The following is an 8696-nucleotide window of genomic DNA, read 5'->3' on the forward strand; positions in this document are numbered from 1 at the left end:
GTCTCGCCGCAGGCGCGCGGCGAGTCGCTCACGGTGGAGGAGTTCGCCCGTATCGCCGAGCACGCCCCGAACAAGGAGTCCGGTCAGCAGTGAGCGTCACCGTCCGCGTCCCCGCCAAGGTCAACGTCCAGCTCGCGGTCGGCGCCGCCCGCCCCGACGGCTTCCACGACCTGGCCAATGTCTTCCTCGCGGTCGGCCTGTACGACGAGGTCACGGTCACCGAGTCCGACGAGCTGCGCGTGACCTGCGCGGGCGCGGACGCCGGGCAGGTCCCCCTGGACCGCACGAACCTGGCCGCCCGCGCGGCCCTCGCCCTCGCCGAGCGGTACGGCCGTGAGGCACGCGTCCACCTCCACATCGCCAAGGACATCCCCGTCGCCGGGGGTATGGCGGGCGGCAGCGCGGACGGGGCGGCGGCGCTGCTGGCGTGCGACGCGCTGTGGGGGACCGGTGCGTCGAGGGAGGAGCTGCTGGAGATCTGCGCCGAGCTGGGCAGCGACGTGCCGTTCAGCCTGGTCGGCGGGGCGGCGCTCGGCACCGGACGGGGCGAGAAGCTGACGGAGCTGGAGGTCGGCGGGACCTTCCACTGGGTGTTCGCGCTGGCCGGACGGGGGTTGTCGACCCCGGCGGTGTTCCGCGAGTTCGACCGGCTGGGAGAGGGACGGGACATTCCTGAGCCGGTGGCTTCGCAGCCGCTGATCGACGCACTGGCCAAGGGGGACGCCGACGCGCTGGCCGCCGCCGTCTCCAACGACCTCCAGCCGGCCGCGCTCTCCCTCTTCCCCGAGCTGGCCGACACCCTGGCGGCGGGCCGCGCGGCGGGCGCACTGGCGGCGCTGGTCTCGGGCTCCGGCCCGACCACGGCGTTCCTCGCCCGCGACGCCGAGTCGGCGACCGCCGTCGCCCAGATCCTGCACGCCTCCGGCACGTGCCGCGCGGTGCGCGTGGCGGCGGGGCCGGTGCCGGGGGCGATGGTCGTCTGAGAGCTCGGTTCAGAGCTCCTCGATCGCGGTCAGGTCGACGTCGATGGCGTAGGGCTTGTCGACCTTGATCCGATCGCGGTGCATGCCCGTGTGTACGTACGCGCGGGTGATCGGGTCGAGCTCGTACACATGGACGAGCGGCTTCCGGCCGGTCCCATCGCGCTCGACCCGCCAGAAATGTGGGATGCCGGCCCTTCCGTACTTGTACGGCTTGGTCGTTCGGTCCCGGGACTCCGAGTCCGGTGACACGACCTCGATGGCGAGGTGGACATCCAGCGGCTCACAGCTCAGCTGATCTCGTCCGACGTGGGCACTGATCACGGTCACATCCGGTGCGGGAGCGTTGGAGCGGTCGAGGATCACGGGAATCTCCCGGCGGACCCTGAACTCCTTGGGGAGGGTGGAGCGCAGCCCGTGAACGAGAAGGTCCACTGTGTCGACGTGGAAGGCAGACAGCGGACTCGTGAAGACGAGGCTCGCGTCGATCAGCTCCACACGCCGCGACAGGTCCCGCGATGCCTGCATGTCGTCGAAGGTGAAGCCGTTGTGCGGCGGCACGGGCCAGTGAACGTCGGTCTCTCCCATGGACGGGATCCTGCTGCCCACCCACCACGGTAGCCGCCCGTTCCCGATCACGTCCTCACAAAGAGTGACCGCACCCTCGCGCCCCGGGCGCCGTCCGGAACCCGCCCCGCAGGGCCTACGCTGGAAAGCTGATCGATCCCCCCTGGCAGGAGAGAAATGGCCGTCAACCTCGTCAATGTCGAGAACGTCAGCAAGGTGTACGGCACCCGTGCCCTGCTCGACGGTGTGTCCCTCGGCGTTTCCGAAGGGGATCGGATCGGGGTCGTCGGGCGGAACGGGGACGGGAAGACCACCCTCATCCGGATGCTGGCCAAGCTGGAGGAGGCCGACACCGGGCGGGTGACACACTCCGGCGGGCTGCGGCTGGGCGTGCTCACGCAGCACGACTCGCTCGACCCCGAGGCCACCGTCCGGCACGAGGTCATCGGGGACATGGCCGACCACGAGTGGGCGGGCAACGCCAAGGTCAGGGACGTACTGACCGGGCTGTTCGGCGGGCTCGACCTGCCCGGGTTCCCCAAGGGGCTCGACACCGTGATCGGGCCGCTGTCCGGTGGTGAGCGACGGCGGATCGCGCTGGCCAAGCTGCTCATCGACGAGCAGGACCTGATCGTCCTCGACGAGCCGACCAACCACCTCGACGTCGAGGGCATCGCCTGGCTCGCCCGGCACCTGCGCGAGCGCCGCTCCGCGCTGGTGTGCGTCACCCACGACCGGTGGTTCCTCGACCAGGTGTGCACCCGCATGTGGGACGTGCAGCGCGGTGACGTGTACGAGTACGAGGGCGGCTACTCCGACTACGTCTTCGCCCGCGCCGAGCGCGAACGCATCGCCGCCACCGAGGAGGCCAAGCGGCAGAACCTCGTCCGCAAGGAGCTGGCGTGGCTCAGGCGCGGCGCCCCGGCCCGTACGTCCAAGCCGCGCTTCCGCGTCGAGGCCGCCAACGAGCTCATCAAGGACGTGCCCCCGCCCCGCGACACCAGCGAGCTGATGAAGTTCGCCTCCTCGCGGCTCGGCAAGACCGTCTTCGACCTGGAGGACGTGAGCATCCAGGCCGGGCCCAAGGTGCTGCTCAAGCACGTCACCTGGCAGCTCGGCCCCGGCGACCGCATCGGCCTCGTCGGTGTCAACGGCGCCGGGAAGACGTCCCTGCTGCGGGCGCTCACCGAGGCCGCCCGCAGCGAGGGCGAGGTGCAGCCCGCCGGCGGGCGCATCCGCGTCGGCAAGACCGTCAAGCTCGCCTACCTCTCCCAGGAGGTCGCCGAACTCGACCCCACCTGGCGGGTGCTCCAGGCCGTGCAGGCGGTGCGCGAGCGCGTCGACCTCGGCAAGGGCCGCGAGATGACCGCGGGTCAGCTGTGCGAGACGTTCGGGTTCAACAAGGAGAAGCAGTGGACGCCCGTCGGGGACCTCTCCGGTGGTGAGCGGCGGCGGCTCCAGCTGCTGCGCCTCCTCATGGACGAGCCCAACGTCCTCTTCCTCGACGAGCCCACCAACGACCTCGACATCGAGACCCTCACCCAGCTCGAGGACGTGCTCGACGGCTGGCCCGGCTCGATGATCGTCATCTCCCACGACCGCTTCTTCATCGAGCGGACGACGGACCGCGTGTTCGCCCTGCTCGGCGACGGCACCCTGCGCATGCTGCCGCGCGGCATCGACGAGTACCTGGAGCGGCGCAAGCGCATGGAGGAGGCCGTCGCCGCCTCCGCCCCGGCCCCCGCCGCCGCCCGCTCCGAGCAGACGGCCCCCGAGAAGAGCTCGGCCGATCTGCGCGCCGCGAAGAAGGAACTGCAGAAGATCGAGCGTCAGCTCGACAAGATCTCCGAGAAGGAGACCAAGCTGCACGCCCGGATCGCCGAGAACGCCACGGACTTCGCGAAGGTGGCCGAACTGGACGCCGAACTGCGGGAACTGGCCGGTCAGCGGGAGGAACTGGAGCTGCGCTGGCTGGAACTGGCGGAGGACGCCTGAGCCCACGCGGGGGCTGCGCAGAGGGGGCGTGCGCTGCGTGAAGGGGTCGTGAAGGCGCGTAACGGGCGCATCACAGGCCGGTTCGCCCTTGGGAACAGGGGCGGACGCGGGCCGGTGGGCTGTCGGCGGCGGGTGATAGAAAGAGCCGTCTGAGAACTGCCTGAGAACTGTTCTGAACACGACTCTGTGTCCGTCGCGTACCTCAGGGCGTGGCTAAAAATCAGTGAGTAAGGGGGAACGAGCTGATGACTCAGCCGCCCAACCAGCCGCCGGGCCCCGGTGGCTTCGGAGCACCGCAGGATCCGCCGCCGCAGGGAGGCTTCGGCGCTCCTCAGGACCCGCGGCAGCAGGGCGGTTTCGGCGCTCCGCAGACGCCACCGCCGCCGCAGGGCCCGCCGCCCGGCGCACCCCAGCCCGGCTACGGCTACCCGCAGCAGCCTCCGCAGCAGCCAGGACCGTACGGCCAGCCCGGCCCGTACAACTCCGGCCCCTATGGCCAGCCGCAGCAGCCGGGTCCGTACGGCCAGCCCGGCTACGGCTACCCGCCCCAGCCGCAGTTCCCCGGCGCGCCCGGCACCCCGCCCGGCGGGCCCGGCGGTTCGCGCAACCCCTTCAAGGGCAAGCCCGCCCTCGCCATCGGCGCCGCCGCGGTCGCCGCGCTGCTCGTCGTCGGCGGCACCGTGTGGGCGGTGACCGGCGACGACAAGAAGGACAAGAAGCCCGTCGCCCAGAAGACCGACGACGGCAAGCCGAACCCGTCCGGCTCCCCCATCAACCCCGGGGACGGCAGCGGCGCGGGCGGCGAGGACCCGGAGAACCTCAACGAGGGCCGCCAGCCCGGCGAGTCCAAGGTGCTCTGGTACAAGGAGGCGCCCGACGCGCCCGGTTCCGGCGCCGACGCCCCCGGCATGTGGATCACCAGTAAGACCGCGGTGAAGGCGGCCTACAAGGAGCTGTCCGCGTACAACGTCGGTGACGGCAAGCCCACCTGGGAGACCATCGCCTTCCCGCAGAAGATCTGCGCTGCCACCCCCAAGGCCACGTCCGACGACAAGGTCGTCATCGCCTACATGAGCGGCGCCAGCGACCGCGCCAAGTGCAACCAGCTCCAGCTCGTCGACCTCAACACCGGCGAGAAGGGCTGGAAGATCGAGGTCGCGGAGGGCGAGCTGTTCGACTCCACGCTCTCCCTGGAGCTGTCTCTCACCGGCAACACGCTGATGGTGGGCCGCTCGATGTCCGGCACGGCCTACGACGTCACCTCCGGCGACAAGCTCTACGACAAGAAGAAGTACGGCGACGCCTGCTTCCCGTCCGCCTTCGCGGGCGGCGACCGGCTGATCCAGGTCGCCTCCTGCGGCGCCGGCGGCGACAACGAGCACGACGAGGTCCAGGAGCTCGACCCCAAGACCGGCAAGGTCAAGTGGACCTACAAGTACGAGAAGGGCTGGCGCGTCTCCAAGGCGTACTCCGTCGACCCGCTCGTCATCTACAGCACCAACGAGGACAAGAAGGCCTGGAACATCGCCAGCTTCACCGCCGGCGGCAAGCTGCGCGCGCAGGTCGACGTCGACGAGGACTTCGCTCCCGAGTGCGGCTTCGGCATCCTCAACCGCGAACTCCAGGGCTGCTCCGGCGTCGCCGTCGAGGGCGACACCCTGTACCTGCCCACCGAGGCGACCACCGGCGCCAACGAGATCGTCGCGATCAGCCTCGCCAACGGCAAGGAGCGCTGGCGGCAGAAGTCCCCGGCGAGCGAGTCGATGGTCCCGATGAAGGTCGTCGCCGGGAAGCTCATCGCCTACGTGGAGCCCTCGTACGACGCGGGCGGCCAGGTCGTGTCCATCCCGGTCACCGGCAGCAGCCACAAGCCGGTGAAGCTGATGCAGAACCCGCAGGGCGCCGCCGAGATCGAGAACGGCTTCTTCAGCAAGGCGATCGACTGGGTCGACGAGCGGTTCTACATCTCGACCACCCGGCTGACCGGAAATGACGACTCGAAGGAGAAGCTGATGCTCGCCTACGGCAAGTAGGCCGCCCTCCCGGGGGGCACTCCCTCCGGTCGCTTCTTCGTCGCCGCCCGTCCCCGTCTCCGAGGTACTCACGTCATGACGCAGCCGCCCCCGCCGCCCAACCAGCCGCCGCAGCAGCCGGGTTTCGGCCCGCCGCAGGACCCTGCGGGGCAGCAGCCGCAGCCACCCGCGCAGCCACCCGCGCAGCCGCCGGCTGCGCCCGGGGGGCCCGATCTCGGCAAGGCGCCCCAGCCGCAGCCGGGGTACGGGTATCCGCAGGCCCCGCAGACGCCGCCGCCGGCTGCTCCGCAGGGGCCCGGGTACGGGTATCCGCAGCAGCCGCCGCAGCCTCAGCCCCAGCCTCCGGCCGGGTACGGATATCCGGGGCAGCCGCCGACCGGGCCGTACGGGCAGCCGCAGTACGGCCAGCCCGGCTACGGCCAGCCCGGCTACGGATATCCGCAGGCGACCGTGCCGATGCACCCGCAGCCGGGTGGGCCCGGTGGTGGTGGCGGGCGGAAGATCAACGCCCAGGTGGCGATCATCGTCGCCGCGGTCGTGGCCATCGCGCTGATCATCGGTGGCGGCGTCTGGTACGCGAACTCCTCCGGCGAGGACGACGGCAAGAACGACACCGCGAGCTCCAGCGGCGGCACCGGCGGCAAGGACTCGAAGAACGGCGGCGGTACGTCCTCCGGCGGCAAGGAGAAGGCACCGGCCGACCCCAGCTCCAAGGTGCTCTTCCAGGTGCCGGAGCCCAAGCTGCCCAAGGACAGCAAGTCCATCGTCACGTCCGGCTCGTGGCTGACCGACAAGGTGTACGCCAAGAGCGGCATCGCCGAGATCGTCGGCTACGACCGTGACAAGGGCACCGAGGCCTGGACGATCGACCTGCCCGGCCCGGTGTGCGCGGCCACCGACCACGTCACGGACGACGGAAAGACGGCGATCGTCCACAAGCCCGCCATGCCGACCAAGACCGATCCGCAGAGCTGCACGCAGGTCGCCGTGATCGACCTGGAGGCGGGCGAGAAGCTGTGGAGCAAGACGGCCAAGTCCGGCACGATGGAGATCAGCTTCAACAACGTCACCCTCAGCGGCGGCACGGTCGCCGCGGGCAGCACGAGCGGGGGTGCCGCGTGGGAGATCGCCTCCGGCAAGCCCCTGTGGGCGCCGAAGACGTCCGACTCCTGCTACGACTCCGGGTACGGCGGCGGTCCGAAGCTGGTCGCGGTGCGCAAGTGCGGTTCGTACGACCAGCGGCAGCTGCACATCCAGACCATCGACCCGAAGACCGGCAAGGTGATCTCCGAGTACAAGATGTCCGAGGGCATCGAGTACGCCGCCGTGGTCTCCACCGACCCGCTGGTCGTGGCGGCCGACGTGGGTGACTCCGCGGGCGACGGCAGCGGCATCTCCGACTTCTTCTCGATCGACAACAAGACGGGGAAGCTGCGGACGCGTATCTCGGCGCCGGGGGACGAGTTCGCGGCGCGCTGCGACGGCATCACGAAGATCGAGGACTGCACGGGGCTCGCCGTCGGCAACGACCGGCTGTACATCCCGACGGAGGAGCACGAGAGCGGGGCCGAGTACGGCCGGACCAACGAGGTCGTCGCGTTCGACCTGAGCACTGGTAAGCAGACCGGGCAGCGGGCGGATGCGGGCGACGACTACACGATCTGGCCGCTGCGGATGGATGGCGGCAACATCCTGGCGTACAAGAGGCCTCCGTACGACAAGGGCGGACAGATCGTCAGCATCGACGGGGGAACGTTCAAGCAGACGACGCTGATGGAGAACCCGGCGACGGAGTCGGTGCGTGATGTGGAGGCGTCGGTCTCGCCGGAGAGCGACGAGATCCTCTTCTCGGACGGGCGTCTCTACATGTCGGAGGTGTTCGCCAGCGACTTCGCGAGTTCGGGCGAGAAGAGGTACCTGGCGATCGCCTTCGGTACGAGCTGATCGTTCTGGTTCGCCTGAGCGGCCCTGCGGCCCCGCCCCTGTTCAGGGGCGGGGCCGTTCGCGTACTTTTCGGTGATCCGGGCGATTCTCGCCGGTAGGGGGAGCGCAACGTCGAACAAGCGTGTAGCTTCCGGGGGCATCCACCGGGTGTGTGCGTGTGGGTGGGTGAGGTTTCTTGGGGGGACTGGGGGGTTCTCTATGGGAGTGCGGCTGATCGTGGTCGACGATCACCGATTGCTGGCGGAGGCGCTGGCGTCGGCGTTGAAGCTGCGCGGGCACCGGGTGCTGGCCGCGGCGGCGCCGGTGGCGGGGGCGGCGGATCTGGTGATCGGCAGGGCGCCGGAGGTGTGTCTGCTGGGGACGGCGGGGCCGGCGGAGCCGGGAATCTTTGATCCGGTGGTGAAGATCAAACGGGAGCGGCCGCAGGTGGCGGTGGTCGTGCTGGGGCCGGTGCCGAGCCCTCGCGGGATCGCGGCGGCGTTCGCGGCGGGGGCGTCGGGGTACGTGCGGCACGACGAGCGCATCGAGGGGGTCGAGCGGGCGATCATGAAGGCGCGGGCGGGGGAGGCCGCGGTGGCGCCGGGGTTGTTGCAGGGGGCGTTCGGGGAGCTGCTGAATCCGGCGGCGCAGCCGGATGACGAGGGGCAGCGGTTGTTGCAGATGCTGACGCCGAGGGAGGTGGAGGTGCTGGTGCGGGTGGCCGACGGGGAGGATACGCGGCTGATCGCGGCGGGGATGGGCATCGCACCGTCGACGGCGCGGACGCATGTGCAGCGGGTGCTGATGAAACTGGGGGTGGGTTCGAGGCTGGAGGCGGCGGCGCTGGCCGCTCGCACGGGGCTGCTGGATCGGGCGGACCGGGAGCGGTAGTGGGGATGCCTGCGGCGCTGCTGTGGCTCCGGTGGGGGTGGATGCTTGCGGCGCGGCTGCGGGTCCGGTGGGTGGATGCCTGCGGCGCCGCTGCGGCTTCGGTGGGGGTTTGTGTAGCGCCTGCGGTGGGTGGGTGAGTCGGGGCCGGGTCGGTGGTGTCCGTCCTCGGTCTGGCGCGAAATGGGTCGACTCAAGAGGCTGGTCGGCGCGGACGCGCCAGCCGCTGCGGGCAGACACCACCGCCCCGTCCCCTCCCCGCCGTACGCGCCTGCGGCACGCCCACGCCCCTCCGCACGCACCCGCCGCG

At 70.7% G+C, this 8696-nt stretch carries 6 protein-coding genes and 1 pseudogene; 6 read left to right on the forward strand and 1 reads right to left on the reverse strand.

Annotation, left to right across the window (positions count from 1 at the left end; genetic code table 11):
* Positions 1-93, forward strand: a pseudogene (locus N4P33_RS28990) (16S rRNA (adenine(1518)-N(6)/adenine(1519)-N(6))-dimethyltransferase); the annotation flags it as partial.
* Positions 90-983: a 4-(cytidine 5'-diphospho)-2-C-methyl-D-erythritol kinase gene (locus N4P33_RS28995; protein ID WP_260829841.1), complete on the forward strand. Its 894-nt coding sequence runs from the start codon at positions 90-92 to the stop codon at positions 981-983. The pseudogene N4P33_RS28990 and the gene N4P33_RS28995, both read left to right, overlap by 4 nt.
* Before the next feature lie 9 nt (positions 984-992).
* Here the strand turns inward: N4P33_RS28995 and N4P33_RS29000 are convergent, their stop codons facing one another.
* The gene (locus N4P33_RS29000) at positions 993-1568 is read right to left on the reverse strand and encodes a Uma2 family endonuclease (RefSeq protein WP_260829842.1); all 576 of its coding nucleotides are present in this window, start codon (positions 1566-1568) and stop codon (positions 993-995) included.
* 156 nt (positions 1569-1724) lie between these two features.
* On the opposite strand from N4P33_RS29000, the gene N4P33_RS29005 reads away from it, so the two are divergent.
* The 4 genes from N4P33_RS29005 to N4P33_RS29020 all read left to right on the forward strand — a co-directional run bounded on the left by N4P33_RS29005 (position 1725) and on the right by N4P33_RS29020 (position 8389).
* Positions 1725-3542 (forward strand): ABC-F family ATP-binding cassette domain-containing protein, encoded by a 1818-nt coding sequence (locus N4P33_RS29005; protein WP_260829844.1) that lies wholly within the window; start codon positions 1725-1727, stop codon positions 3540-3542.
* A gap of 245 nt (positions 3543-3787) precedes the next feature.
* Entirely contained in the window at positions 3788-5575 is a 1788-nt protein-coding gene (locus tag N4P33_RS29010; RefSeq protein WP_260829845.1) for a PQQ-like beta-propeller repeat protein, read from the forward strand.
* 75 nt (positions 5576-5650) lie between these two features.
* Positions 5651-7519 (forward strand): PQQ-like beta-propeller repeat protein, encoded by a 1869-nt coding sequence (locus N4P33_RS29015; RefSeq protein ID WP_260829847.1) that lies wholly within the window; start codon positions 5651-5653, stop codon positions 7517-7519.
* Between the two features lie 198 nt (positions 7520-7717).
* Positions 7718-8389 carry a response regulator transcription factor gene (locus N4P33_RS29020; RefSeq protein ID WP_260829849.1) on the forward strand — a complete coding sequence of 224 codons (672 nt, stop codon included), beginning with the start codon at positions 7718-7720 and terminating at the stop codon, positions 8387-8389.
* Positions 8390-8696: the final 307 nt, after the last annotated feature.

It is taken from the genome of Streptomyces sp. 15-116A (assembly GCF_025290915.1).
In the GTDB taxonomy this organism is placed as follows: Bacteria; Actinomycetota; Actinomycetes; order Streptomycetales; family Streptomycetaceae; genus Streptomyces.

Excerpts from the sequence above, each read along its gene's own strand:
- N4P33_RS29005 (WP_260829844.1), top strand. The coding sequence starts at position 1,725 with ATGGCCGTCAACCTCGTCAATGTCGAGAACGTCAGCAAGGTGTACGGC.
- N4P33_RS29000 (WP_260829842.1), bottom strand. The coding sequence starts at position 1,568 with ATGGGAGAGACCGACGTTCACTGGCCCGTGCCGCCGCACAACGGCTTC.
- N4P33_RS29015 (WP_260829847.1), top strand. The coding sequence starts at position 5,651 with ATGACGCAGCCGCCCCCGCCGCCCAACCAGCCGCCGCAGCAGCCGGGT.
- N4P33_RS29020 (WP_260829849.1), top strand. The coding sequence starts at position 7,718 with ATGGGAGTGCGGCTGATCGTGGTCGACGATCACCGATTGCTGGCGGAG.
- N4P33_RS29010 (WP_260829845.1), top strand. The coding sequence starts at position 3,788 with ATGACTCAGCCGCCCAACCAGCCGCCGGGCCCCGGTGGCTTCGGAGCA.